This window comes from Streptomyces sp. NPDC107522 (assembly GCF_055657525.1).
On the sequence record NZ_JBVKAU010000029.1, the window covers coordinates 38,285 to 64,118 of the forward strand.

Genomic DNA, 25,834 nt, shown 5'->3' on the forward strand with positions numbered 1-25,834 from the left:
GCCTACGTCGTCGCGTTCGACGCCAGGGCCACTTCCTGAACACTGGCTACATGTAGCGAGCTCTATATCGCGGCAGGCCAGCACGTCCGGACCTCAATTTCCCCCGGGGTCGTTAGGCGTCGCCAACAGATGAGTGCGCATCCAAGGCTGAGGAAGGCTTCGTGCACGTCGTCGCGTATCCCCCAGCGGATCCGAAGGCGGCGGAACCAGTGCAGGCGGGCGAACGTGCGCTCTACTGCCCAGCGTTGGGCGCCCAGGCCGGAGCCGTGCTTGGTGCCCGTCGAGTGATCATCGGCCTCACGCCGAGATCTCGCCCGCATCCTTCCGCATCCAGCACGGCCTGACCGTCGGCGGTCGTGAGCTGCCGCACCGTGAAACTCCGGCCGAGCCCTGCCGGTCCAGGTCCGTGCTCGGCCGGAACCTCTCCAGGCGGAGCCGGTGCGCCGGACCGGCCGGAACTCGTCGGGGGGGGCGGGCCACCACGCGGTCGGCGGTGAGCTTTGGCGGGGTGTCGGCGAGCAGGGTGCGCAGCCGTGCTGCGGGCAACGGGACGCCCGGATCGGCGGGGGGCGGCGTCTGCGGCGGAGTGCGGGAGTGGAGGGCTTCGCTCACCTGCGCCCAGAACGCCCTCACGGCGTCGGGGCCGGCGGAGTACGGCACCGCGTAGGGAGCGGTCTCCGGCTCGAAGCGCCAGCCTTCGGCCAGGGGGCCGGCGTCGACGGTGTCGAAGCCCAGTCGGCTGATCAGGTCGGCGGCTGTCGCCTTGGCTTGTGGGTCGTCGCCGGCGATGGGCAGGGCGGTGCGGTCGGCGGCGCCTGCGGGGCGGGCGAGTGAAGGGATGTGATGGTCGCCGATGTTGTTGAACGCCTTGACGAGCTTCGCGCCGGCCAGGTGTTCCTGGACGAGTTCACTGGTGGTGGTCCTGCCCGAGTCGAGGACCTCGATGTACCCGTCGCGGAACGGGTAGTAGTTGATCGTGTCGAGCACGACCTTGCCCGCCAGCGCGGCGACGGGAAGCTCCCGGTAGGCGGCCGGCGGAATGCTCACGACCACCCAGTCGCCCGCCCGGGCCGCCTCCTCGGGTGTCGCGGCGCGGGCCCGCTCGCCGAGCTCCGCCACAGTCTCCGCCAGCGTCTCGGGACCGCGGGAGTTGGACAGGACGACGTCGATATCCGCCGCGATCGCGAGCCGGGCGATCTTCGTGCCGATGCTTCCGCTGCCTATGAAGCCAAGTGACAACGAGCTGCGCATCCTGTGCATGAACGCCGGCCTCCTGCGCCCCGACGTCACCACCAGTGATGTGGTCCTGCTCAGTGACTCCCTGAGTCAGGCCGTCCTGACGACCGGCGACAGCCACCCGGGCCAGTGGCGCCGTCTCCTGCGCATCTCCCTCGACGGCCTCAGCAGCCGCCACACCGAACCCCTGCCCGAGCCCGCAACCCACGCGGACACACCCAGGAACGACTGACCGGAACTCCAGTTCCTCTCGCCCGACGCGCCTGGGCAAAAGGGTCGAGTGGATGAGGTATGGCCCGACGATGCATCAGCCGTAGCCATCACGGATGCGTGGCCACAACCCCTCACCTGGCCACTGAGTGCTTCAGTTGGACGTTGTGGTGAACAATCCGCACAGCCTGGCGCAAGGTGGCTGCGGTTGACGCTTCGAGCGACCGGCCTTCGGCCGGAACAGCGATCAGGAGGAGAAACGAATGCTGGTACTGGGGCGCTCGCAGGTCGAAGCGCTGCTCGACATGGACACGCTGATCGAGGCCTTGGGCTCGGCGATGGCGGACCTCAGTGCCGGCCGTGCCTCTGCCCCCGACCGCGTCGCCGCGCTGGTGCCCGAGCGTGAGGCCCTTCTGGCGGCGATGCCCGGCTTCGTGCCGTCGGCCGGGGTGCTCATGAGCAAGCTCGTCTCGCTCTTCCCGCAGAATGCCGGAACGGCCCTGCCGACCCACCAGGCACTGATCGTGGTCTTTGATCCGGACACAGGCGAGCCTGCGGCGTTGCTGGACGGGACGGCCATCACCGCGACGCGGACCGGCGCCTGCTCGGCCCTTTCGGTGCGGCTGCTGGCCCGCGAGGACTCCACGGTGCTTGCGATCCTGGGGACCGGCGTGCAGGCCCGGTCCCACGCCCGCGCGATCTGCCGGGTCCGGCCGATCCGGCAGATCCGGGTGGCCGGCCGTGACCCGGCGAAGGCGGCCGCCCTGGCCGGTGAGCTGTCGGCCGTGGTGGAGGCGGAGGTTCGTCCGGCGTCCACCTACGCCGAGGCGCTCGACGGCGCGGACATCGCCGCGGCGACCACTCACGCCGTCGAGCCGGTGATTCGCCGTCCCTGGCTGACACCCGGGGTGCACATCACGTCGGTGGGGTACAACCCGGCCGGCCGCGAGGTCGACGACGCCACCGTCGCCGGGGCTCTGGTGTGCGTCGAATCGCGGCAGGCCGCGCTGGCTCCGTTCCCCGCGGGCAGCAACGACCTGCTGGCCCCGATCCGCGACGGCCTCATCACGGCCGAACACGTGCACGCCGAGCTGGGTGAACTCATCACGGGCAGCAGGACGGGGCGCACCTCACCGGATCAGATCACCCTGTACAAATCGGTCGGCGTGGCCGTGCAGGACGCCGTGGCCGCGGCCTTGGTCGTCACTGCCGCACGCGAGCAGTCAGTCGGCGAGGAGATCACCTTGCGCTGAATGCCGATGGTAGGGATGGGCGATCTGAGTAAGGTGAGGTGACGCAAGAGGCAGGGTGTGTGGTCCTGGACATGCCGAGGGCCGGCGCCTTGCGGCACCGGCCCTCCGGCTCGTCAGCAGGTGCTCGGCAGGTCTCGCCCGCCGGGCCTCAGACGGCGCGGACGCGTGCGGCCTGGGGGCCCTTGGGGCCCTGGACCACGTCGAACTCCACGCTCTGGTTTTCTTCGAGGCTACGGAAGCCGTGGCCGTCGATCTCGGAGTAGTGCACGAACACATCCGGGCCGTCGGCCCGGGCGATGAAGCCGAAGCCCTTCTCCGAGTTGAACCACTTGACGGTTCCCTGAGTCATTTCTTGCTCCTTGCAGGGGCTGGGTGCGGGACCCGCACTCTGCGGGCCCGGGCCGGCCTGGACGCGACTTCTCCAGTTCCCTGAAGGAAGGCAGCGCCCGCGACATCGTTCTTCGCGAGCGTGCGGTGAAACACAGACACAAAAACTACGACCGCTCGGTACAACCTGCCCCCCGCCGGATTCATTCCCGCCGTCGCATTCGCATTCCGACTCTTCGCCGAGCAGGGCTTCGACAAGGCGCCCGTCGGCCGGATCGACGCCGGGGTGGGCCTGTCGTGCACCGCCTTCTCGCCTGCAGCTGTTCGAGGATCCGGTGCCAGGTGCCGTCGCGCTGCCGGCGTGGAATACGTGTCAGCTGCCGGTCGGTGTGCACCGGTGCCGTCCAGGCTTCATCCCGATCGGCGGCAGGGGCTCAGATCAAGATCCGCTTCCCAAGCGCGCCCCGGAGGTCCCGTCGGAGCATGCGGTGTGAGGATTCAGGGAAGGAAGCCGGCCCGACCTTGCTGTCGGTGTGGGCGCGGTGGACCATCGGCACCGACTGTCGTTGCTCTGGGGGGAGCTGCCGTGCTGATCCTGTTCGCTCTGCTGCTGGCCGCTGTGGTGGCCGTTCTGCTGATGGGCGTGGTGCAGCGCCGTGAGCAGCACCGGGAGACCCTGCGGGCCACCGTGCTGCAGACCCAGGTGGACCTGTTGAAGGCCGCGGCGGCCGACCCGGACCTGGCCCGGGCCGTGGCCGGGCCGCAGCTCACCGGCTCGGAGCCCGGAGAGGCCGGCCAGCACCTCTTCTTCGAGGCGCAGTTGACCGCCTGGGAACTGCAGTGGCGCATCGGTGCCCTGTCCCAGCAGCAGCTCCGCGCGCACGCCTCGGCGCTTCTGGCCGGCGAGGCGGGACGCCGGTACTGGGAGCGCGCCCGCACCGCCCGCGCCGGCCTGGTCGGCGACGACGCGAAGCTGAGAGCCTTTATCAAGGTGTTCGACGCCGCCCGGCAAACGCTGACGCCTGCCGATGCAGGCTGAGACGAGGATCTCGAGGGCCGAACGCGGTACGCACGTCCGGCCCTTCGTGCGTGCGGGTCGTCGCGATGAGCGAGTCCCGACCAAGCAGGCAACGGGCCCAGGGCCCCTGCGGGATGGCGGCGCCGGTGCCGTGGCGGCTCCACTCCTTCAGGAGGCCCACTCCCCCCAACCCTCGCTGCCGCTCCCGTGGCCTGCCGACACCTACGGACGCCGTGGGCAAGCGGAGCGGATCTCCTGCAGAAGTGTGTCGTAGTCCTCGCCGTAGGTGGCCACGGCTGCGTACACCGCATCGAGGGCCGCCTGGAGCGGGTCGGGTTCAGCGGCGCCGAGGAGTGCGGGGATGGCCATGTGTGGCTGGGACATACGCACGGACGGATCCGGCTCACCGGCAGTGACCCTCTGCATGTACGACGTCGCTCCGTCGGACTGCGGCGTGGACAGGGCGGGCCGGCCCGACGACTTCAGCATGGCGGCCGCAAGACCCACGATCTGTGCGGTCGGCTGGGGCTGGGCCACCGGCGCAGGTGCATCGTCCGGGGCCGGCGGCTGAAAGGAAGGCCGCTTGGGCGGAACGGCCCGGCCGACGGTCCCGTGCGGGACGCGGGGGTCGGATGCCAGGGTCTCCCACACCCGGTCCGGGGCGTCAAAGGGCGGCGGGAGAGGGCGGCCGTCGACCAGCGCGGCGAGTCCTCGGGCGATCCAGTCGAGCTCTGAGAGACCGGCCACCTCGCACGCACGGTGCGCGGCCAACAGGGCCAGCGCACGCTGAGCCTCGGGACCAGCGGCGTCGATGGCGTGGACCAGGGCGGGGTCGAAGTCGAGCAGGCCGCGCACGTTGCCCCGCACATTGCGCAGGGCCTGGCTCGGCAGTTGTCCGCCCCACTGCCATCGTTCGTAGACGAGCCGGCGTTCTACTTCGGCTTGTTCCTTCGCGAGCCGTGCTTGGCGTTCTGCTTCGGCGCGTTCGGCGGGTGTGGGAGGTGCCGGCTGGCGGCGGGCGTAATCGTGCCAGTACTCGGCGATCGTCGAGGTCTGCTTCAGGATGCGGTCCGGTGCGGGCGGGGCGGGCCAGAACTGCAGGAGATACCTGTCCAGTTGGGGTTCTTCGCTCAGTCGGGTGTCCCGCCGGTGTGCCTCGTCCATGCCCTTGGCGCAGAAGCGCACCCGGTAGTCGGTCTCTTCCAGGTCCAGCTCCCAAGAGGCCTCCCCTGCCCATTGCACGAGAGCACTTCTGGCTGAGACGGGTCGGAAGGACACCTCCACCACGTCCTCCCACACCGCACCCAGCGCCGGGGCGTGGTCATGCACCTCGACGGTGAAGCCGACGTTGCCCGTGTGCAGCCCGGTGTGCAGCCACAGCGCGCCGGGTATCGCCGCCCCGCACAGCCCGGCACTCTGCCCGGCGAACGCCTGCGCGAGGTCGAGGCCGAAGCTGTCCGGATCGCTCTCGACGTAGATCTGGCCGTAGTGAACATGAACCTCGCCCGCGACCGGCCTGCGCACCATTACCTCCATCATTTCCAGGAATCGTTCCAGGAACGCGCTCTGCCCGGCAGCCTACGGCGCGGCACTGACAGCAGGGCGTGACCCGCGGTGGCCGCCCTTGCTGGACGAGGGTCGGCGGTCATGGCCGACCCAGCAGTGTCTGAGGGCCCGGGCGGCCTGCCTCAAGGCCAGTTGAGGTGTGGTCAGTACGTCATCGGCGGGGTCCGGGGTAGTCTCCCGCCGCGCGCCATGAGGAATTGTCAGGACGGGTGGACGGGAGCCGCACCGACCCAGCGGTGATACACGTCCACGTCGACGTTGCTGCCGCACACGATGGTGACTACGTGTCGGCCGGCGAAGCGGTCACGGTCTTCGAGGATCGCCGCGAGGCCGAGCGCGGCGGACGGTTCGACGACGAGGCCTGCGTGGTCGAGGAGCAGGCGCATACCGGCGATGATCGGCGCCTCCTGGACCAGAACGGCGTCGTCGGCGACCAGGAGGAGGTCGTCCAGGACGGCCGGAATGGGGCGGCGGCCGGCGACGCCGTCGGCGATGGTGTCGGTCGAGTCGGTGGTGACGACGCGGCGCCTGTGCCAGGAGCGTGTCATCGCCGGTGCGCCCAGCGGCTGGACGCAGATCACCTCGGCCTCGGGCGCCATGGCTTTCACCACATGGCCCACACCGGTGGCCAGCGCCCCACCGCCGAGAGCGATCAGGACGGCGTCGAACGACGGCAAGGTGTCCACCAGTTCCAGGCCGATGGTCGCCGCTCCCTCGCAGGTCTCGATGTCCAGGCTGTCTTCGAGCAGCCGGATGCCGTCGTGGCGGGCGATGGCCGCCGCCCGTTCGCGAGCCATCTCGTGGTCGCCGTCCACGAGTTCCAGCCTGGCGTCCAGCGCGCGGATGCGATCAAGCTTGGCCGCAGTCGCGAAGCGGGAGGCCACGACGGTGACGTCGAGCCCTCGGCTCCGACCGGACCAGGCGAGGGCCTGGCCGAGGTTGCCCGCGCTGGCGCACACGACGGCTCGTGAGCCACGGTCGGCGAGCAGGCTCGCGACCACCTCGGTGCCGCGGGCCTTGAAGCTGCGGACCGGGTTCGCCGTTTCGAGCTTGATGCTCACCATGCACCCGAGGTCGGGCCCCAGCGCCTCGCAGCGGTACAGCGGAGTGTCGAGAAACAACGGGTCGATCACCTGGCGAGCCGCCCGGATCCGAGCAGTGTCGAGGGGCGTCTCCTGCACGACACAGCAGCGTAGCGGCGGGGGTCGGCGCCGCACGAGTAATGGTCAAAGCCTGTGGGATCAGTTGAGGCGGCTCAGGCGGCGCTGGACTCGAGGGCCGACGGCCGCGCTGTCGGCGCCGTTGGTCAGCTTCGTGCGGAGCCTGAGCGTGACCGCCGCCCCTACGGTCTGGAGGCACTCACCCGACCCGCCGGGTAGAGCTGATCCGCCGTGCGTACCGCCTACGGTGCGAAGGAGATGCAGCACAGCACCAATCAGCTCGGCCAAGGAACTGTCGTCCCGCCCATCAATGGGCCGTGCCCGTGGGGAGGTTGATTGTCTTGTACTCCAGGAAGGAGCTGAGCCCCTCAGGGCCGAATTCGCGGCCGATCCCGGATTCCTTGTAACCGCCGAAGGGGGCGCTGAATTCGATGCGGTACCCGTTGATCGTCAGGCTTCCTGTGCGGACTCGGCGGGCGATCCGCAGGGCTCGGTCCTGGTCGGGGCTCCATACGCTTCCCGACAGGCCGTATTTGGAGTCGTTGGCGATACGGACGGCGTCGTTGTCGTCGTCGAACGGGATCACGACGAGGACGGGGCCGAAGATCTCGTCCTGGGCGATGCGCATGTGGCTGTCGACGTCGGCGAAGACCGTCGGCTCCACGTACCAGCCCTTCGGCCGGCTCGGAGGCCGGCCGCCGCCCACGGTGACCACTGCGCCTTCCTGTCGGCCGCTGGTGATGTAGTCCTCGACACGCCGCCGCTGGCGTTCCGCCACCAAGGGGCCGACCTCGGTGGCGGGATCGTGCGGGTCACCGACCGTCAGCGCGGCCGCGGCCCGGGTGACCGCGTCGACGGTCTGCCGGTAGCGGCTGCGATGCGCGAGGATCCTGGTCTGCGCCAGGCAGTGCTGGCCGGACATCATGATCGCGTACGGCATGAGGGCGGGCACGACGGTGTCGAGGTCGGCGTCCTCCAGGATGATGGCGGGCGATTTTCCGCCGCATTCGAGCGTGACCCGCTTGAACTGCTCGCCGCACAGGGTGGCGACGCGTCGTCCGACCGTCGAGCTGCCCGTGAAACTGATCTTGTCGACCTGCGGGTGCCGCACGAGCGCCTCGCTGTTCGCACGGTCAGCGGGCACGATGTTCAGGACGCCGGGCGGCAGGTCGGCCTCCATGGCGGCGTCGGCGAGCAGGTACGCGTCCACCGGTGTCTCAGGCGCCGGCTTGAGCACCACGGTGCAGCCGGCGAGCAGAGCCGGGGCGAGGTTCACCATCGTGAGGATGAGCGGGGCGTTCCACGGCACGATCTGTCCGACGACGCCGACCGGCTCCCGGAGGATCCGGGCCGGTCCGCTCAACCCTGCACGGTCCTCCTCGAACGGGAAGGTCGTGGCGAGCTGCCGGAAGTAGTCGAGCAGCATCACGGGGACGGGTGCCTGAAGGTGGTTCGAGAAGGTGATCGGCGAGCCCATCTCCTCGGTGATGAGCTGGGCGATCTGCGGGATGCGCGAGCGGAGGTGGTCGGTGAAGGGCTCCAGCGCGTCGGCCCGTTCCGCCGGGGACATGCGCGGCCACGGTCCGTCGTCGAAGGCGGCACGGGCGGCGCGAACAGCCCGGGCAACGTCGGCGGGTGTGGAGGACGGAGCGGAACCGATCTTCTCCTCGGTGGCCGGAGAGATGACCTCCAGCAGGTCGTCGGACTCCGGCTCGACCATGTCGCCGCCGATGAACAGCCGCTCCCGGACGAGGTCCGGGGCCTGGATGGTCGCGTGCGCAGACATCGTCAGCCTCCTTGGACGAGCGGAGTCGGCGGGTCACTGCCCCTGCGGCCCTGACCCGCCCCCACGCGTCGGTCCCATCGTCGGTCTCGGTGAGGTGAGCGCGCATCATGGGGTCGGCACTGAGTTTTGTCGCCGGCGACCCTGAGGTCGGGCGATGAGTTCGGCGGCTCGCTCGCCGATCATCACTGTGGTCGCGTTGGTGTTCGCCGAGACGATCGACGGCATCACCGACGCGTCGGCGACCCGCAGGCCGTCCATGCCGAGTACCCGCAGCTGCGGGTCGACGACCTGGCCGATGGCGCATGTCCCGACGAGATGGACGTAGGGGCCCGTGCAGTGGGCCAGGTAGTCGCGTACGGCGGTTCGGTCGACGGCCTCGGGCCGGGGCGGCACCTGTCGCCCCGCCGGTGCAGCACGCTGGCTTCGGCATGCTGGTCGGCGCCGGGCTCGACCGGTCGGCGTGCCTCGTAGGTGATGCCGGCGAGCGGATGGCCGTGCAGTTCGCGCCGAGCCCGGCAGGTCGTGTACGACGTCGATGCCGAGAGCGCGCAGGTGCCGCTCGGGACCGAGTCTGGACAGCATGAGCAGCTTCGGCGAGCCGACAGTTCCGGCGCGCAGGACGGCCTCCTTTGTCGCCGAGGCGCGACGGGTCCGGCCGTCGAGGACGTACTGGGCGCCGACGCAGCGGTCCCTGTCGAGTAACACGCGCGCACCGTCGCGTTCCGGCAGTCGTGCCGCGAGCACGCAGCCGGCCGTGCCCGCCCCGACGATCACGTAGTCGTGATGGCTCTCCTGCTGCGCAGCCATGACGTTCCGCCTCCTGCGGCCGCTGTCCGTCCGGTCTCTGAAGCGATCGTCGGCCGTCGGCGGGCTGCTGCGCGTCCATGAAACGGCGCTGACCTTTTGCGGTCATGTCCCTGAGAGTTCCTCTACGGGGCCTCGGGCTCGTGCGCCCCGCCGAGAAGCTCCGCGAGCTGCTCGCGGGAGGTGATGTCGAGCTTCTGGAAAACGTGCCGCAGGTGGGTCTCGACGGTGGCCGGGCTGACGACAAGGGCTTGCGCTATCTGACGGTTGGTGGCGCCTCGGGCGGCGAGGCCGGCGACACGGCGCTCGGCGCCCGTCAGGGCATCGACCCCGCTGAGCGCCAGTCGGCGGGGGCGCGCACCGGCGACCCGTAGCTCGTCGCACGCGCGCTGTGCCAGGCCGGTCGCCCCGCAGGACCATGCGCCGTCCATGCCGCGCTCCAGAGCGGCCCGTGCCTCAAGGCGGTGGCCCCGGCGACGCAGCACGGCACCCAACTCGACGAGGGTGCGCGCCCGCTCCAGGGCGGCCGGCGAGTTCTCCAGCACCGCGAGCGCTTCGCGCAGCCACTGCGCCTGCTCGTCCGGACTGCCCGTCGCGGCGACCGCACGAAGCGCCACCCCGAGAGTCCGGGGCGCACCGAACCGCCGGGCGAGAGCAAGCTCCTCACGCGCCAGCCGACGCGCCGCAGGGAGGTCCGTCGCTACGAGGGCAAGCGCGGCCTGCGACCGCCAGGGCGCCAGCGCCGGGGTCACGACCGTGCTCCCCATCCGGGCACCGAGGGCCATGAACTCGTCGATCGCCTCCGGCGTCCGGCCCTGAGCGGCCCGCAGCCGTGCGCGGGCACCGATCAGGAACGTGAACAGCAGCAGCGGACTGTCGGACGCGGCCAGCCCTGTCTCGGCCAGCAGTTGCTCCGCGCCCCCGACGTTCCCGCGTTCGATCAGGGTGTCCATCAGCACCGCAACCGCCATCGGAGCGTGCAGGGAGTGGGCCGGCCGCCCGCCGCCGGACCGACCGGGCCCCGACTGGAGGTGCACCGCCTCGAGCGCGGCGCGGGCATCCACCTCGGCCTCGGCCAGCATACCCAGGCGGTGGAAGAGCACCGAGCGGAGCACAGCCGCGTTCAAGAACTGCGCGGCCGACCCGTGGTGGTGTGCGTCCTCGACTTCGTCGTCGAGCAGCCGCCGGGCCGTCGCGTAGTCCTCGGCGAAGATCAGCGCAAGCAGGAGCTGGGCACTCATCGGGCCGCGTGCGAAGTCGGGCACCTGGTACCGGCCGCGGCTCGCCTTCTCGGCCAGGCGGACAACCCGTGCAGCCGGTGCGTTGGCGAAGAGTGCCTCGACCGCCGCCAGACTGGCGACGTGGGGAGGCACGGGTTCGCCGGCGAGGGCAGGCGCCACGACCCGCCGGACGCGCTCGCGCAGCTCCTGCGATGTCGAAATGTCCACTTGCAGGGCCCCGGCCACCGCTGTCTCCAGAAGCAGGGCGCCCTCCGAGTCGCGCCGGCCGGCCTCGGCGATGAGGCCGGCCAAAGTCGGCGCGACCTCGTGCGCGCGGTCCGACCACACCAGTGCGGTGCGCAGGCGAAACCCGAGCTCGATCTTCGCCGCCATGTCGTCGGTGGACTCCAGAGCGCGCCGCAGGTCCTGCGCGGCGTCGGTGAACTGGCCGGCGCTCTGCTCCGCGACACCGAGCTCGCGCAGCAGCTCGGGCCTGGACTCCGCACGCGCGGGCTCCGCAAGTGCCCGCTTGAGGTACCGGACCGCCAGGTCGGGCGCGCCCTTCCGGCTCGCCGCGCGGGCGGCCTGCAGCAGGATGTCGACCACCTCCTCGTCGCCGGCCGGGGCGGCCGCCAGCAGGTGCGACGCCACGCGCTCGACCGCGGCTCCCTCGTACCACAGCAGCCGGGCGGCCTGCCGGTGCGCTCGTGCCCGCCGACGGGGAGGAAGGTGCGCGTAGATCGCCCAGCGCACGAGTGGGTGTACGAACGCCAGGTGGTCGTCGTCACGCAGGATGCTCATCGAGACCAGTCCGTCGACGGCCTCGTCGCACCCGGCCTGATCGAGCCCGGCCAGATCGGCGGCCTGCGCGGCAGCGGCTCCGTCGCCCAGCACCGCCACGGCCGCGGCCAGCGCCGTGGCCGACGGCGGCAGGCCCGCCAGACGCAGGGTGACCCAGCGCGACACCGTCTCCAGGCCCAGCTCGCCGGCCTTGTCGACCGCCGCGGAGGTCGGCTGCGCGCCCCGGGCACGCAGGGCATCGATCAGCTGCGTGACCAGGAAGGGGTTGCCGCCCGTCGTCGTCCAGCAATCACGCACGAAGCCCGGGTCGAGAGGTGCCGCCGCGAAGGCTCCCCGCACCAGCGTTCGCACCGCGTCGATCGTGAACGGCCCCGGCCTGACGATGTCGGTCTCCGGGCCGCCGACCAGCTCCGTAAGGAGCAGTCCCTGAGCACCGGGGTCCTCCGGGCGCACTGCAACGAGCAGCACTACGGGCAGGCCGCGCACACGCCGGGCCAGATAGCCCAGGAACCGCAGTGACGGCACATCGGCCCAGTGCACGTCGTCCACCACCATCAGCAGTGGCGTGCGCGCCGCCAGCTTCGCGGTCAGACCGTAGAGGCCGTGCAGGGCGGCGAAGCTGCGATCGCCGCCGAATGGTTCACCGAGCTCATCGGCCCGGCCGCCGCCGAGCAGCCATGCCGCAGGAGCGGCGGCTCCCTCCAGCAGCGCCTCATGCGCGCCGGTCTCCGCGGCGGCCAGCGCCGGCTCGAACAACTGCCGGACGATGCCGAACGCGAAGTCGGTCTCCATCTGCCCGCCGCGAGCGCTGACCACAGCCATGCCGTGCTGTGCCGCACGTTCCATCGCGGCCCGCAGCAGCTGGGTCTTGCCGATCCCCGCCGAGCCCTCCACCGCCACGACCGTGCCCGTGCCGGCCTGCGCTCCGGCGATCGCCCTTTCCAGACGCCGCAGCTCTTCCTCGCGCTCCAGCAGCCCGGCACCGACCCGATCCGGTCCGTCAGTCACCGTCGGGTGATGGCCGGCTCCGGTGTCACGCTCGCGTCCGCGCGCGGACGGCTTCACGATGACAAAGGCCTTCTCTCGGTCTCCCGGCGGCAGTCCCAGCCGCCCTCCGTTCCCTCTTTCACCGTACGGCCCACAGGTCGACCGGGCACCGCCCACCCTCCGGATCCGGTGCACCTCGTCGGCAGTGCCGGGGCATGATCAGCCCTTGCCGACGTCCCGCGCGACCCGCTCCAGTCGGCGCCGGTGGCGCTCCCACCATGCCTGGTCTCCCGCGGGCATGTTGTCGTTGCCCTTCAAGTGCCCGACGGCTCCGTCGATGAGTTCCCGCACGATGTCGGCGTGTCCGGCGTGCCGCTGGGTATCGGAGATCACGCGCACCAGGATGTGGTGGAGGGTCACCTCGCGGCGTTCTTCCGGCCACCACGGGACGTGACCGATCGCGTCCAGGGTGAGTGTCGCTACCGTGCGGTCGGAGTGCTCCCATGCCCGGTGGTACAGCCCGACGATCTCTTCGCGCGACTCGTCCGCGGTGGCCCACATGTCCGAGTTGGGTTCTGCGCCCTGCGTGTACCACCAGGGCGGCGGCTCCTCGTCGAAGAACGGCCGCCCGAAGGTGTCGCCGAAGTACCCCAGCTCCACCCCGGCGACATGTTTGACCAGCCCCAGCAGGTTCGTGCCCGTCGGGGTCAGCGGGCGGCGGATGTCGTATTCCGAGAGGCCGTCGAGCTTCCACACCAGGGTGTCGCGCGCGTCTTGCAGGTATCGGAGGAGGTCCGCCTTCGGGTTCGGTTCGCTCATGCCAGGCACTCTGCCACCCGGCACTGACAGTCGGGCCCGGCGGAAAGGCCAGGTAGCTGTCTTGCGACGCCGTAAGCCCAAGCCCCGAGGGCGGGCTGTCGTGAGTGCGCGGTCGATGCCGTAGGGACGTCCTGTACGGCGAGGCCGGTACGGCATCGACAGCGGGTGGCTAGCGAGCCACCGCGTTCGCCCCCGCCTGCGCGAACTTCTCGTCCAGTGCCCCGGAGGGAGCGCCCGCGACGCCGATGCCGGCGATGGGCGCGTTGTCGGCGGTGACGGGGACGCCGCCTGCCAGGAACAGGGTGCCGGGGATGTCCTTGAGGTTCGGGGTCTGCTGCAGGCGGTCGGCCAGTTGGGAGGTGGGGGCGTTCCAGGCGGCCGCGGTGAACGCCTTGCGCTGGGCGGACTCGTAGGACTGCGGGCCGGCGCCGTCGCCGCGCAGGGTGACGATCGTGTTGCCGTTGCGGTCGACGACGGCGACCGTGACGCGCTGGTTCTCCTTCTCCGCGGCGTCCAGCGCGGCCTGCGCGGCCTTGGCGGCGGCGTCGATCGTCAGGTGGGTGGAGGTGGTGGTGGCCCGGGCCGGGGCGTGGGCCGAGGTGGCAGCGGCGGTTGTGGGGGCGGGCGCCGAGGCGTTCGCGGACACCGCGCCGAAGCCCGCGAGGGCGACGACGGCGAGTACGGCACCACCGGTGGCGACGCGGGCACGGCGGGAGAACTTCTTGCGCACGGGGTTGTTCATGGGTCGGTCGACTCCTCGGGTGTCGGGCGGCCCGGTTGCCGCCCCTCTTCGTCGCTCTCCAGCCTCGGCCCGGATCCCGGCCCGGAGGGTCGGCGTTCCGGCTGGCTCGGCGGCGCCCGGCGGACGACACCGGGGTCATCCGATCGGTTGACCTGTCTGACCCCCGCAACGGGCCACAATGGAGATGTTTGCCCAGTTCAGCGCCCGCGAGCGAGAAGGGAGGCGGCCCCGGATGGGGAACCGGTCGTACGAACCGAGCACCGTGGACGCCCGGTGGCTCGGCGTCGTGATGCACGCGGCGTTCTTCCTGCTTCTCGGCGGAGCGCTCGCCCGGTTCCTGCTGCGCCATCCCGGGGAGCCGCGCAGTCCGTGGATCATCGCGCTGTGCGTCGTGCTCGCCGTCCTGCATCTGCTGGGACCGAGGGCCGGGGACCCGGGGGTGCGGCCCGGTCGGCGGCACACTGCGTGGCTGGCGCTGGTCGTCGTGGTGTGGATGGTCCTGGTCGTTCTGGCGCCCAGCTTCGCCTGGTGCGCGGTGCCCCTCTTCTACACCGGTCTGCGCACGCTGCCGCCACGCTCGGCCCTTGGTCTCGTGGCGGTCCTGACGGTGTTCGTCGTCGCGGCGCAAGTGCAGCTCGCGGGACGCTTCGACCCCAACCTGGTCCTCGCGCCGCCCGCCGTGGCCGCGCTGGCCGCCGCTGTCTTCCTGCAGATGGAACGGCACACCGCACGTCAGCGTGTCCTGATCGACGACCTGATCCGCGCCCGCCACGAACTCGCCGCCGCAGAACGCCGCGAGGGCACCCTCGCCGAACGCCAGCGGCTGTCCATGGAGATCCACGACACGCTCGCCCAAGGCCTGTCCAGCCAGCAGATGCTGCTCCAGGCGGCGGACCGGGTGTGGGACACCGCACCGGACAAGGCCCGCGCCCACATACGCACCGCCGCGTCCGTCGCCGAACACAACCTCGCCGAGGCCCGGCGCTTCGTGCACGACCTGGCCCCCGCCGACCTGGCCCGCGGCGAAGGCCTCGATCAGGCGCTGCGCGCCCTCGCCGCGCGGGAGTCCGGGGCGCACCTCACCGTACGCGTCCACCTCGACGGCGACGGCCGGCTCGCCCGGCTGCCCGCCCGCGTCCAGGCCGCGCTGCTGCGCATCGCCCAGGGCGCCCTGGCCAACGTCCGCGAGCACTCCGGTGCCCGCAGTGCCGCCGTCACCCTCACACTCCTCGACGACGAGGTCGTCCTGGACGTCTCCGACGACGGCCATGGCTTCGACCCCGCCGCGCTGCCCGGCCTCCCCGGCTCGGAGCGCGGGCACGGGCTGCCGGCCATGCGGGCCCGGCTGCGCCCTCTCGGCGGCACCCTGACCGTCGAGTCCACGCCCGGCGAGGGCACCGTCGTGTCCGCCGCCGTTCCCCTGGAGGCAGCCCGATGACCACCGACCGCGCTCCCGTGCGCATCCTGGTCTGCGACGACCACGCCGTCGTACGGGCCGGGCTGCTCGCACTGCTCGACAGCGCCCCGGGCATAGAGGTCGTCGGTGAAGCCGGCAGCGGCGAGGAGGCGCTCGCGCTGGCCGCGAAACTCGCCCCGGACGTGGTGCTGATGGATCTGCAACTGGGCGAGGGCATCGACGGCGTGGAGACCACCCGCCGCCTCACCTCCTCCGCCGGCGCCTGCGCCCACGTTCTCGTCCTGACCACGTACGACACCGACGCCGACATCACCCGCGCCATCGAGGCAGGCGCCACCGGTTACCTGCTCAAGGCCGAGCGGCCCGAGGAGCTGTTCGCCGCGATCCACGCCGCCGCCGAGGGGCGTACCGCCCTGTCGGCACCGGTCGCCGGTCGCGTCATGGCCAACCTGCGCCAACCCCGCCCCACCCTCACCGATCGCGAACGCGACATCCTCGCCCAGCTCGCCCTCGGTATCGGCAACCGCGACATCGCCCGCGCGCTGTACATCAGCGAGGCCACGGTCAAGACGCACCTGCGCCGCATCTACGACAAACTCGGCGTCGACACCCGCGCAGGAGCGGTGGCCGTCGCGAAGGAGCGACGGCTGCTGCCGTGAGGGCAGCCCACTCATGCGGGCGTGTCGGCCGACCGCTTGCCGGTGCGGGCGGCGCAGGAGGATTCGATGCGCAGGCGCGGCGCCCGGACGCGGCAGGCGGCTTCGTGAATGCGTCGGGGGTGTCTGTCGTATCCGCCGGTCCGCCGGTCGTCTTCTTGGTAGCAGGGCAATCCGGCCCTGCTACGGAGTCACACAAGGAGACGAAGGCGAGGTCACCGGTGACTTCGCCTGGCCCGCACCGCCGACCGGCTCGCACTCGATGCGACCGCCAACCCCGCAGAACGCACGCTGGACTTGTCACGTGAGTATCTAGACCTGCGACGTCCGCCGGTTCACGGTGGTCCCTCCTGATCCGCCCGATCTGATCCGCCCGATCCGTCCGGAGGGATGCAGCAGTGAGACGAAGGCGATTTGTGGCAGGAGCGCTCGGCACGATGTCGGGGATCGCGCTCGGCTCGGTGCCGTCCCGGGCCGACGTGCCGACGCCCGAGACGCAAGGCTGGCAGGCCGTGCCGGCGCCCGGCAGTACTCCCGCCGCGCAGCTGCGCCGCATCGCCGCCGCCGGCCCCCAACTGGCGTGGGCCGTGGGTGAGGAGGGCCTTGCCGGGCCGTCCCGGGGGCGGGCGCTGGCGATGCTGTGGAACGGCAGCGCCTGGATGAAGACCGACCTGTCGCATCTCGGCCACACGCGGTTGACCGACGTCGCCGGTGTCTGCCCCACCGCCGCGTGGAGTGTGGGCATGCCTGCCGCGAACGGCAGCCCGCTGCTGCGCTGGGACGGAACCACCTGGCGCGAGGCCACGTTCCCGGGCAGGGGCGAACCGGACGTCCGGCTCAACTCCGTGGCGGTCGGCCCCGACCGGCAGGTGTGGATCTGTGGCAGCCGGGGCGGCGCCGCCCGTCTGCTGCACGGGGACGGACAACGCTGGCGATGGCTGGACCCGCTGCCCGTCACGAGCGCGAACCTCTACCGGGTCGTACTGCGCGCGCCGGGCGAGGTCTGGGTGAGCGGTGACCAGTCGAACGGCGGAGGGTGGTCCGGACTGGTCGCACGCTGGGACGGAGCCTGGACGGTGTTACCCCCGATCGCCGGTCTGCGTCTGGGCATCGCCGACCTCCACTCGGCCGGTCCGGACGACGTCTGGGCGGTGGGCACCGAGGCCGGCGTCGGCGGGCCACCCGGCCGCCCCGGCAATCCGGCCCTGAGCCATTGGGACGGCACGGCCTGGACCCGGCTGGACGCGGGTTTCACGGTCGGGTCGTTGACCGGGATCGCGGGTGATGCGCAGGGCCGCGCGGCTTGGATATCGGGCTGGAACTACCAGGACCAGAGCCGCAGTACGTACCTGCGCCGGGACGGCAGCACCTGGACCGTCGTGCGGGGCCCGGCCGGCGCGGCGCCTGCTCCGTACCTCAATGACGTGACGTCCGTTCCCGGCACCGATGGGTTCTGGTCCGTGGGCATGACGAGTCCCACGCCGGCTCCGCCGACCGGGGCATACACCGAACGCCTTGAAGCCTGACGTCGTACGGCTGCGGAGTGAGCGGCGTGGACATCCAGCTGTACTGCGCGGGAGTTGACGGCTGGGGGCCTCGACGAGGTGCGAGCCGGGGTGGCAGTCAGCAGCCCCGGACCTGGCTCGTCCACGCGTCCGGCCGATCCGGGCCGGATGGTGTCCTCCGACCCCGTGTGGTGCGCCGCGTCGGCGGCCATCCGCGCGACCGCCTGGGTGACGCGTTCGGGGTCGGGCCGTGCATCGGCCTCGGCGGTGGACCCGGCTGTGCGTTCTTCCGTCCAAGTCGTCGGTGTACGGCCGGACAGCCTGAACCCGTTCCAGCGAGTCGTCATCCGTCAGGAGTTCCAGATTGCGGCGGATGCCGGTAGTCGGAGTGCGCAGTGTGCGAACGCGGCGGATGCTGGTGCTCCGCGGGACGACGGGGTAAGGAGAAATCGATGCAGTGCGTGCGGTTCAATGCCTCCGCCGATGAGGTGGCGAAGGTTTCCTATACGGCTCGCCGCCTTGTCGAGCTCGGCTACGGAAGCACCAGACCCCTGGGGCTGAGCCGGGAGGACAAGCCTCCGCGGGCGGGCGAACTGGTGCTGTGCCAGGTGACCGGAATCGGCCAGCACAAATTCCTCGGGCAGGTACACGGAAAGCGCAACCGGCTGTTCGTCGGCGACAGGATCGTCGTCGCCTACGGCGCTCGCTACGCCCCGGATCAGTTCGAGGCCGTGGTGCCGGACGACCTCGGACCCTGTGACCTGGTCGCCGGAGGCGGCATAGCGGGGCGGGTCCTGTCCTCCCACGCCAGGATGAAGTCCCCCACCCGGGTGGAGCCGCTGGGCCGGCTGACCGACGAGCACGGCGAAGTCATCGACCTTGCCCGCCTGGCCCGGCCGGTGGTGCCCGCTCTCGCTCCCCGCCCGCGCACCATCGCCGTACTCGGCACATCGATGAACGCGGGCAAGACGACCGTGGCCGCCGCCCTCATCCGCGGCCTCAGCCTGGCCGGCCGCCGGGTCGGCGCGGCCAAGGTGACCGGAACCGGTGCGCCCGGGGATCCGACGCTGATGGCCGACGCGGGCGCGTCGCGGGTCATCGACTTCACCGATCTGGGCTTCCCCAGCACCTACCAGCAGCCGATGCCGCAGGTGATCCGTATTCTGCGCAGCGCTGTCACGGATCTGACGAGTCACCAGGCAGAGGCCATCGTGCTGGAAGTCGCGGACGGGATCCTGCAAAGGGAGACGGCGGCACTGATGCGGACGCCGGAATTCCGCGCCAGCGTCGACGCCATCGTGTTCGCGGCCGGTGATTCGGTCAGCGCGGTGGCGGGCGTACGGCTGCTGCGGGAGGAGGGACTTCCCGTCGTGGCCCTGAGCGGGGTGCTGACGTCGTCTCCGCTGGCCGTGGCCGAAGCGGTGACCGGCGTGGACATCCCGGTGTACGAAGCGGCCGCCATGGCCGAACCGTCCGTCGCCCATCAATTGCTCTCGGGCACCGTCACGGGCGGCGCCCTCGTAGCGGACGGCAGTGGGCTGTCGGAGGTCGGCAGTCAACTGACGGACCACAGCGGGCTGCCGCAGGAGCACAGTCGGCTGTCGGAGTACAGCGGCCCGCTGACGGCGGAAACAGTGGCGTGACCGCGGCGAGGCGGCACCGCATCCGGATGCCGCACACACTCGGTGGTGTGCGGCGCCGGCTGATGCTGCTGCTGGTGCTCGCCGGTTTCGGGCAGGCGGTCTGCGTGGTCGGCTTCGCCCTCCTGGTGCATGGCGCGGCCTACCGCGTCACGCACGGCGGGGAGATCGCGTCCGACCACAACCGCAGCGCCATCTACACGCACGTCGCCGGTTACGCGCCCACCACTCTGGCCGTCGGACTCGTCATGTCGGCCTGCGCGACGGTGCTGCTCAGGGCCGCGGGTGAGCCGCTCGCGGAGCGGCTGGCCCAGAGCTACGTGCACAGCGTCAGAATGCGTCTTTTCGACCATGTCGCCGGAAGCGACGGAGGGGGACCGTTCCGGCGCACGGTCGGCGTGACCGTGCTCCGCTTCACCGGTGATGCCTCCGCCCTCCGGCTGTGGATCAGCAAGGGCGTGGCACCGCTTCTGGTGGACGGGGTGTTCGTGACGTGTGCGCTGGTCATACTGACCGTCATCGCGCCGGGCATCGGCGCGCTCTCGGCGGCGATGATCCTCCTCGCCGCGGCCACCGTCGCGTTGTTCGGGCGGCGGCTGCGCGAACGCGTACGCGAGACCAGGCGGCACAACGGCAGGCTCGCCGCCTTCGTCAACGAAAGGGTCGCGCACGCCGCCGTCATGCAGTCCCTCGGGCGGGTCGAGCAGGAGCGCCAGGTCATGCGACGGCGCAGCCGTGACTACGGTCGCGCCATGGTGTGCCAGGCCCGTCTCACCGGAGCGATGTCGGCGACGGCCGAGGCGTGCGGCATCGGGATCCTGCTGATCGTGGTCAGTGTGGGGCTGGTGACGGGCACCACCTGGGAGACCCTCGCCTCGCTGCTGACGGTGGCCAACTTCCTAGGTGGGCCCCTGTCGTCGCTGGTGCGCGTGCAGGAGCACTGGCAGCACTCACGCGTCGCGCGGCGGCGCATCGCCGAGGTCCTCTCGGCGCCGGCGAGGCTGGGCAGAGCGGGCAGAGCCGAACCGCTCGCGGACGGGCCCGGACTGCTGGAACTCGCGGGGCTGCGCGTGAAGGGTGTCCTGGACGCGTCGGCCGTCGCGCGGCCCGGGCAACGGATTGTGCTCCAGGGACCACCGGGTTCGGGAAAGTCGCTGCTGCTTCGCCTCATCGCACGCCTGCAGAACCCGGACGCGGGCGCCGTGCTGCTGGACGGCCAGGACCTCGCCCGGCACGACCCCGAATCGGTACGGCGGGCGATCAGGCTGACCAGCCCCGAACTTCCCTTGCTGCGCGGCAGCGTGGGCACGAACCTGCGGCTCGGTGAACGACCGGGCGCGGCCGAGCGGGCGGCCGAGGAACACATACAGGCCTTGGCCGAGTTGCTGCCGCACGGTCTGCGCACCCGGGTGGGCGAAGGCGGACACGGCCTTTCCATGGCCGTGCGCTACCAGGTGGCGATGGTGCGGGCGCTGGCCAGCGGTCCCCGGGTCCTGCTGCTGGACGAGGCCAGGTCGGAAGGACCGCTCGGCGCCGATCTGATGGAGCGGCTGTTCGAACGGTATCCGGGCACGATCATCTACGTCACCGACGAGCCCGAACTCGCGGCGCGCGCGGATGTGCTCTGGCGAATCGAGGACGGCAGGCTGACGGTCCATGAGCCGGTGCGGCGGACCAAAGAGCCCGTGCGGCCCGGCATGGAGCCGGAAAGGGATTGACACTCGCGTGTGACCTTGCGAGCTGTGTTGCCTGCCGGCTGTGAAATGGAGATGTTTCAGGTGGGCCGGATCTCCGCGCAAGCCGGCGGGCTCACAGGCGCCGTGTGCCGACACCAGGCACCTCCGGGGAGGGCAGAGCGGCTCCGCGGCCTCGTGGAGAACCTCGGCGACCAACAGACCCGCCGACAGGCCCTCGTTACGCCACGGAGGAGGAAGCATGATCGCGCGAGTAGCGGTGTGGGAGCCGATGCCGGATGACGATCGGGACTGGGTGCTGGACGCGGCAGCCGGGGTTCCCGGCGTCCTCGGGGCGTACCATCTCGTCGACCCGGCCACGGGCAATGGGTTGTCCGTAGCGTTCTTCGAGGACGAAGCAGCCGCGGCAGCCGCCCGCCGAGCCATCGTGCAGCGTGCGCAGGAGATCGGCTGGCACAACACGCCTCACCCTGCGCCGGTTTCGGAGGCGATCTACCAGGTCATGCGCCACACATAGGATCAAACCCTGACATAACGGCATCGGCTGTGCGCAGGGCTTCGCCCTGCTTCGACGGCCGGCGCCGACCTGCGTGCTGCGGGGACGTCAAGCTGCCTGCCCGGGCTACCGGTTGACGGCCTTGTGCACCGTCCGCAGCCACTGAGCAAACCCGTGAGGCCATCGGTGCCCACCGGTGCGGCGTCGCACCGCGTGACCAGCAAAAAGCCACTTGCACCGCTCCGATAACATGATCGGCCTCACGACGAGTGCCCTCATCGCCCGGCTTACACCGGAAAACCATGCCATTTGGCACGAGGAGTGAGCTATGTAGCTAACAACTAACAAATCGGCCAAACAATTGATACCTATATCATCGCGGGTGCTTTCGCGAATAAAGAGCAGAATACCGTTCGCCGGGCGTCAACCACGGGCGATGCTGTGGGCGACGGCGGGTGTGACGACCCTCGGGTTCCTCGTCGCGCTGGAGGTCGCCGCGCGCCGCTACGACCTGCAGGGGCCGATCACTTTGCAGGCGCGAGAGGCGATATTCCCTCCTAAATCAGGCTTTCTGCTGTACGCCAGTATGGCGCTGATGATGGTGGTGCTCACCCGGCGGCAACGGTTCATCGCCGCTGGTGCCGCGATCGGTATCGACGTCATCTTCCTGCTGGTGCGGTGGGCGGCCGACATCAAGGTGACCGAGGGGCACCCTTTCGGCAACGGCGCGTTGTGGGTGATTCTGGGCTGTGCGGTCGTCGCTGTCACACGCCGCACCGGCCCGGAGCGGGTCCTGCTGCTGAAGGGCGTCGGGTTGGCGCTGCTGCTGGTGGCCGGCCGCAAGACCGGCGACACCTGGCTGCTCATCACCGCGAAGACCCGCCCGACCGTACTCGACCCGTACGTGGCGACCGCCGATCAGGCGCTGGGCAACCCGTCGTGGCTGGTGGGCCGGATGGTCAGGGCCACCGGTCCGATCGGCGCCCATGTTCTCGACTATGTCTACGTTCAGCTCGCGGTGGCCGCGGTCGTCGTCGCGCTGTACCAGCTGCGCAACGTGGCGGTCGAGCGCCGCTTCCCGGGCCACCATCTGGTGCGCACCTTTCTGGTGATCGGCCTCCTCGGCCCGGCCATCTACATGATCTTCCCCGTGGTCGGACCGATCTTCGCCTACGGCAGCGACGGCGGACACTGGGCAGCGGCCAATGTCTGGCCGGAGACGGCGCCGCCGATCGCTGCCCCGCACCCGATTCCGTTCGACGAGATCACCCCACGCAACTGCATGCCCAGCCTGCACACGGCATGGGCCACGGCGATCTTCATTCACACCCGCAAGGGCCCGCGGGTTCTGCGGTTCGCCGGCACGTTCTGGCTCATCGCCACGCTCGGCGCAACGCTGGGATTCGGGTACCACTACGGCGTGGATCTCATTGCCGGCGTGGTGTTCGTGCTCACGATCGATGCGGCGCTGCGCTCGCAGGAACGCGGCTGGGATCGGTCAGGAATTCAGCTGGTCGGCTACGGCGCAACGGTCTTCGCCGCTCTCCTGGTGTCATATCGCTTCCTGCCGGTGGAGATGGCCGGACATCCATGGGTGTTCGGTCCCCTTCTCGTTCTGGCGATGGCCTCGGTGATCTACAGCTACGTGCGGATCACCAATATGTGGGAACCGAAGGCCGCACCGGCCCTGCAACCGGAACCGCAGCCCGAACCCGTCACATGAGTGTGCGTACGCCCGTGGCCCCGGCGAGACCGTCGCGGTCCCCTCGGCCACGGGCGGCGCACCCGGTCGGTCGTCAGGCGCGGCAGCGCAGCATCTCCAGCGGGGGGTTGGCGCGGAAGTCCGCCCAGAAGTCGGCGCCGTACTCGCGCACGCCGGCGTCGGACACCTCCAGCGGAACCCAGGTCAGCTCGGTGAATCCGGCCGCCCGCAGAGACTTCTCGTAGACCTCGCGGCGCGGGGCGGCGGCGTTGATGCTGATCGGCGGGTCGAGCAGCGCCGTGACCCGGAAGCGCGGTCCGGTCTCGCTCTCCTCACCGGTCGGCTCGCAGCGGAAGCCGTACTTCTCCAGGGACGGCACGTCGGGGCGGTAGTCGGGTGACTGGGCGAGCACGAAGAACTCGGCGCCGGGCGCCAGGCTCCGGTGCACGTTACGGCACATCCGCTCCATGTCGGCGATGTCCCGCGCGTAGTTGAGCAGCTGGACCCCTATGGCGACATCGAAACGCCGCCCAAGCGGCCGCAGTTCGGACACGTCGCCCACCTCGTAGCGCACACCCAGCGGGTCGCGCTCCTCCAACTCCCGGGCGGCGGCGACCATTTCGCCTGAGATGTCGATGCCGAGCACGTCTGTGGCGCCGCGCCGCTTGAACTCCCTGCTGTAGAAACCGGTGCCGGAGGCGAGGTCGAGAACCGCCTTGCCGCGCACGTCCCCGACCATGGCCAGGAATCCGGGCACCTCCGCATACCGCGTCAACGGCAGGGACTTGAAGCCCTCGAACGCCTCACCGATCTGGTCGTACTGCTGCACGCTCATCGTGTCGTCCTCCCCTGTGCTTCGTCACGTCCTCCGCCGCGACCCCCCTGCTCCGGGGCACGCCGCGGCCTCTGGCAGGCAGTCTTCCGGCCCCCCGGCGAACCGCCGTACTGGCAGAAGCGACGAAGATCCGGGCATGGTCCCGGTCTCCCGTACGAGTGGGTGTTCGGGGCAGCCCAAAAAATCGACCCAAAAAGTCAGCCCAAAAAATCGGACGGCGATGTCGAGAACTCGTGGCCGGCTCCGTCCCAGGGGTGAACGCGACCACAATGGGTCGCACCAGTACCTAGGAGAAGCACGATGGCCAAGTACTTGCTGCTGAAGCACTACCGTGGCGCTCCGGCTGCGGTGAACGACGTGCCCATGGACCAGTGGACGCCGGAGGAGATCTCGGCGCACGTGCAGTACATGCAGGACTTCGCCGCCCGGCTCGAGAAGACCGGCGAGTTCGTCGACGGTCAGGCGCTCGCCCCCGAGGGGGCCTGGGTCCGGTACGACGGTGAGGGCCGCCCGCCGGTCACCGACGGCCCGTTCGCCGAGACCAAGGACCTCATCGCCGGCTGGATGGTGATCGACGTCGACAGCTACGAGCGCGCCGTCGAGCTGGCCGGGGAGCTGTCGGCCGCGCCCGGGGCGGGCGGGAAGCCGATCCACGAGTGGCTGGAGCTGCGCCCGTTCCTCGCTGCGTCGCCGACCGTCACGGACTGCCACGCCGGTGGATGAGGCGCTGCTCAGAAGCCTCACGCCGGGTGTGCTCACCGTCCTCGTCCGCCGCGGAGCCGACTTCGCGGCGGCCGAGGACGCCGTACAGGACGCGCTGGTCGAGGCGCTGCGCGTCTGGCCGGCCGACCCGCCGCGGGATGCGAAGGGCTGGCTGGTCACCGTGGCCTGGCGCAAGTTCCTCGACCAGGCCCGGGCGGACGCCGCCCGCCGTCGGCGTGAGGACCTCGTGGAGGAGGAGCCGGCCCCCGGCCCCGCGGCCTGCGTGGACGACACGCTCCAGCTCTACTTCCTGTGCGCCCATGCGTCGCTGACACCGTCGTCCGCGGTCGCGCTCACCCTGCGCGCGGTGGGCGGGCTCACCACCCGCCAGATCGCCCAGGCCTACCTGGTGCCCGAGGCGACCATGGCGCAGCGCATCAGCCGGGCCAAGCGCACCGTCTCCGGTGTGCGGTTCGACCAGCCCGGCGACGTCGCCACCGTGCTCCGCGTCCTCTACCTGGTCTTCAACGAGGGCTACTCCGGCGACGTCGACCTCGCCGCCGAGGCCATCCGGCTCACCCGGCAGCTGGCGGCCGCGATCGACCACCCCGAGGTGGCGGGGCTGCTCGCCCTCATGCTGCTGCACCACGCCCGGCGGGCCGCCCGGACCGCGTCCGACGGCAGCCTGGTGCCGCTCGCCGAGCAGGACCGCGGCCGGTGGGACACCACGATGATCGCCGAGGGCGTCGCCATCCTGCAGGCGGCCCTCGCCCGCGACCGGCTCGGCGAGTTCCAGGCCCAGGCCGCCATCGCGGCACTCCACGCCGACGCGCCCACCGCCGAGGAGACGGACTGGGTGCAGATCGTCGAGTGGTACGACGAGCTGCTGCACCTGACCGACAGCCCGGTCGTCCGGCTCAACCGCGCGGTGGCGGTCGGCGAGGCCGACGGGCCCCGCGCCGGGCTGGCGGAACTCGCGGCACTGGACGACTCACTCCCCCGCCACGCGGCGGTGGCGGCGTACCTCCACGAACGCGACGGCGATCTGACCAGGGCGGCACGCCTGTACGCCGAGGCGGCCCGAAAGGCGTCCAACCTGGCCGAGCGCGACTACCTGACACGCCAGGCCGCCCGGCTCAACTCGCGCCGGGGGCGCTGACAGGACGTGGAGCCGGCCCGATCCAGGGCACGGCATGGCAGGGCACGGCACGGCAACAGCGGGCTCACCACGTAGCGCTCCTGCACCGTTCCGGTCGGG

General features: G+C 70.9%; 22 protein-coding genes and 2 pseudogenes. 12 read left to right on the forward strand and 12 right to left on the reverse strand.

Annotated features, from left to right (window positions below; translation table 11 throughout):
- Positions 1-62: 62 nt before the first annotated feature.
- Both ACZ7L6_RS42125 and ACZ7L6_RS42130 read right to left on the reverse strand, forming a co-directional pair.
- Positions 63-313 (reverse strand): annotated as a pseudogene (locus ACZ7L6_RS42125) (transposase); the annotation flags it as partial.
- Complete coding sequence (locus ACZ7L6_RS42130) at positions 298-1,260, reverse strand: NADPH-dependent F420 reductase (RefSeq protein ID WP_471933619.1); 963 nt, start codon at positions 1,258-1,260, stop codon at positions 298-300. The pseudogene ACZ7L6_RS42125 and the gene ACZ7L6_RS42130, both read right to left, overlap by 16 nt.
- Between ACZ7L6_RS42130 and ACZ7L6_RS42135 the strand changes: the two genes are divergently transcribed.
- On the forward strand, positions 1,259-1,468 hold the full coding sequence (locus ACZ7L6_RS42135) for a hypothetical protein (RefSeq protein WP_471933621.1): 210 nt from the start codon (positions 1,259-1,261) through the stop codon (positions 1,466-1,468). The two genes, ACZ7L6_RS42130 and ACZ7L6_RS42135, sit on opposite strands and share 2 nt — an antisense overlap.
- 241 nt (positions 1,469-1,709) lie before the next feature.
- Positions 1,710-2,699 carry an ornithine cyclodeaminase family protein gene (locus ACZ7L6_RS42140; protein ID WP_471933623.1) on the forward strand — a complete coding sequence of 330 codons (990 nt, stop codon included), beginning with the start codon at positions 1,710-1,712 and terminating at the stop codon, positions 2,697-2,699.
- Between the two features lie 148 nt (positions 2,700-2,847).
- Here ACZ7L6_RS42140 and ACZ7L6_RS42145 read toward each other — a convergent pair whose 3' ends face one another.
- The gene (locus ACZ7L6_RS42145) at positions 2,848-3,048 is read right to left on the reverse strand and encodes a cold-shock protein (protein WP_471933625.1); all 201 of its coding nucleotides are present in this window, start codon (positions 3,046-3,048) and stop codon (positions 2,848-2,850) included.
- 564 nt (positions 3,049-3,612) lie between these two features.
- Here ACZ7L6_RS42145 and ACZ7L6_RS42150 point away from each other — a divergent pair.
- Entirely contained in the window at positions 3,613-4,065 is a 453-nt protein-coding gene (locus ACZ7L6_RS42150; RefSeq protein ID WP_471933627.1) for a DUF6082 family protein, read from the forward strand.
- 201 nt (positions 4,066-4,266) lie between these two features.
- Here the strand turns inward: ACZ7L6_RS42150 and ACZ7L6_RS42155 are convergent, their stop codons facing one another.
- The 8 genes and pseudogenes from ACZ7L6_RS42155 to ACZ7L6_RS42190 form a co-directional block, all read right to left on the reverse strand.
- Positions 4,267-5,580 (reverse strand): hypothetical protein, encoded by a 1,314-nt coding sequence (locus ACZ7L6_RS42155; RefSeq protein WP_471933677.1) that lies wholly within the window; start codon positions 5,578-5,580, stop codon positions 4,267-4,269.
- Between the two features lie 230 nt (positions 5,581-5,810).
- Positions 5,811-6,791 (reverse strand): threonine ammonia-lyase, encoded by a 981-nt coding sequence (locus ACZ7L6_RS42160; RefSeq protein WP_471933629.1) that lies wholly within the window; start codon positions 6,789-6,791, stop codon positions 5,811-5,813.
- Positions 6,792-7,077: 286 nt separating this feature from the next.
- Positions 7,078-8,556, reverse strand: a complete 1,479-nt coding sequence (locus tag ACZ7L6_RS42165) for an aldehyde dehydrogenase (RefSeq protein WP_471933631.1) — start codon at positions 8,554-8,556, stop codon at positions 7,078-7,080.
- Positions 8,557-8,661: 105 nt separating this feature from the next.
- Positions 8,662-9,138 (reverse strand): GMC oxidoreductase, encoded by a 477-nt coding sequence (locus ACZ7L6_RS42170; RefSeq protein ID WP_471933679.1) that lies wholly within the window; start codon positions 9,136-9,138, stop codon positions 8,662-8,664.
- A pseudogene (locus ACZ7L6_RS42175) lies at positions 9,121-9,363 on the reverse strand (GMC family oxidoreductase N-terminal domain-containing protein); the annotation flags it as partial. The pseudogene ACZ7L6_RS42175 and the gene ACZ7L6_RS42170, both read right to left, overlap by 18 nt.
- 122 nt (positions 9,364-9,485) lie before the next feature.
- Positions 9,486-12,389, reverse strand: a complete 2,904-nt coding sequence (locus tag ACZ7L6_RS42180; protein WP_471933633.1) for an ATP-binding protein — start codon at positions 12,387-12,389, stop codon at positions 9,486-9,488.
- 198 nt (positions 12,390-12,587) lie between these two features.
- Positions 12,588-13,187: a DinB family protein gene (locus ACZ7L6_RS42185; RefSeq protein WP_471933635.1), complete on the reverse strand. Its 600-nt coding sequence runs from the start codon at positions 13,185-13,187 to the stop codon at positions 12,588-12,590.
- A 169-nt stretch (positions 13,188-13,356) separates the two neighbouring features.
- A complete protein-coding gene (locus tag ACZ7L6_RS42190; protein WP_471933637.1) occupies positions 13,357-13,929 on the reverse strand; it encodes a GlcG/HbpS family heme-binding protein in 573 nt (190 codons plus the stop codon).
- Between the two features lie 232 nt (positions 13,930-14,161).
- On the opposite strand from ACZ7L6_RS42190, the gene ACZ7L6_RS42195 reads away from it, so the two are divergent.
- The 7 genes from ACZ7L6_RS42195 (at position 14,162) to ACZ7L6_RS42225 (ending at position 23,060) form a co-directional block, all read left to right on the forward strand.
- The gene (locus ACZ7L6_RS42195) at positions 14,162-15,367 is read left to right on the forward strand and encodes a sensor histidine kinase (RefSeq protein WP_471933639.1); all 1,206 of its coding nucleotides are present in this window, start codon (positions 14,162-14,164) and stop codon (positions 15,365-15,367) included.
- Positions 15,364-16,005 carry a response regulator gene (locus ACZ7L6_RS42200; protein ID WP_471933641.1) on the forward strand — a complete coding sequence of 214 codons (642 nt, stop codon included), beginning with the start codon at positions 15,364-15,366 and terminating at the stop codon, positions 16,003-16,005. Before ACZ7L6_RS42195 ends, ACZ7L6_RS42200 begins: the two co-directional genes overlap by 4 nt.
- Positions 16,006-16,439: 434 nt before the next feature.
- On the forward strand, positions 16,440-17,528 hold the full coding sequence (locus tag ACZ7L6_RS42205; protein ID WP_471933643.1) for a hypothetical protein: 1,089 nt from the start codon (positions 16,440-16,442) through the stop codon (positions 17,526-17,528).
- Between the two features lie 431 nt (positions 17,529-17,959).
- A complete protein-coding gene (locus ACZ7L6_RS42210) occupies positions 17,960-19,150 on the forward strand; it encodes a P-loop NTPase family protein (RefSeq protein WP_471933645.1) in 1,191 nt (396 codons plus the stop codon).
- Positions 19,147-20,865: an ATP-binding cassette domain-containing protein gene (locus tag ACZ7L6_RS42215; protein ID WP_471933647.1), complete on the forward strand. Its 1,719-nt coding sequence runs from the start codon at positions 19,147-19,149 to the stop codon at positions 20,863-20,865. The genes ACZ7L6_RS42210 and ACZ7L6_RS42215 overlap by 4 nt, the downstream gene beginning before the upstream one ends.
- Positions 20,866-21,082: 217 nt before the next feature.
- Entirely contained in the window at positions 21,083-21,358 is a 276-nt protein-coding gene (locus ACZ7L6_RS42220; RefSeq protein WP_471933649.1) for a hypothetical protein, read from the forward strand.
- Between the two features lie 415 nt (positions 21,359-21,773).
- The gene (locus ACZ7L6_RS42225; RefSeq protein WP_471933651.1) at positions 21,774-23,060 is read left to right on the forward strand and encodes a DUF5933 domain-containing protein; all 1,287 of its coding nucleotides are present in this window, start codon (positions 21,774-21,776) and stop codon (positions 23,058-23,060) included.
- A 73-nt stretch (positions 23,061-23,133) separates the two neighbouring features.
- Here the strand turns inward: ACZ7L6_RS42225 and ACZ7L6_RS42230 are convergent, their stop codons facing one another.
- On the reverse strand, positions 23,134-23,874 hold the full coding sequence (locus tag ACZ7L6_RS42230; protein WP_471933653.1) for a class I SAM-dependent methyltransferase: 741 nt from the start codon (positions 23,872-23,874) through the stop codon (positions 23,134-23,136).
- Positions 23,875-24,174: 300 nt separating this feature from the next.
- On the opposite strand from ACZ7L6_RS42230, the gene ACZ7L6_RS42235 reads away from it, so the two are divergent.
- Entirely contained in the window at positions 24,175-24,597 is a 423-nt protein-coding gene (locus tag ACZ7L6_RS42235; protein ID WP_471933655.1) for a YciI family protein, read from the forward strand.
- Positions 24,590-25,735, forward strand: coding sequence for an RNA polymerase sigma factor (locus ACZ7L6_RS42240; protein ID WP_471933657.1), 1,146 nt, complete (start codon positions 24,590-24,592; stop codon positions 25,733-25,735). The genes ACZ7L6_RS42235 and ACZ7L6_RS42240 overlap by 8 nt, the downstream gene beginning before the upstream one ends.
- Positions 25,736-25,834: the final 99 nt, after the last annotated feature.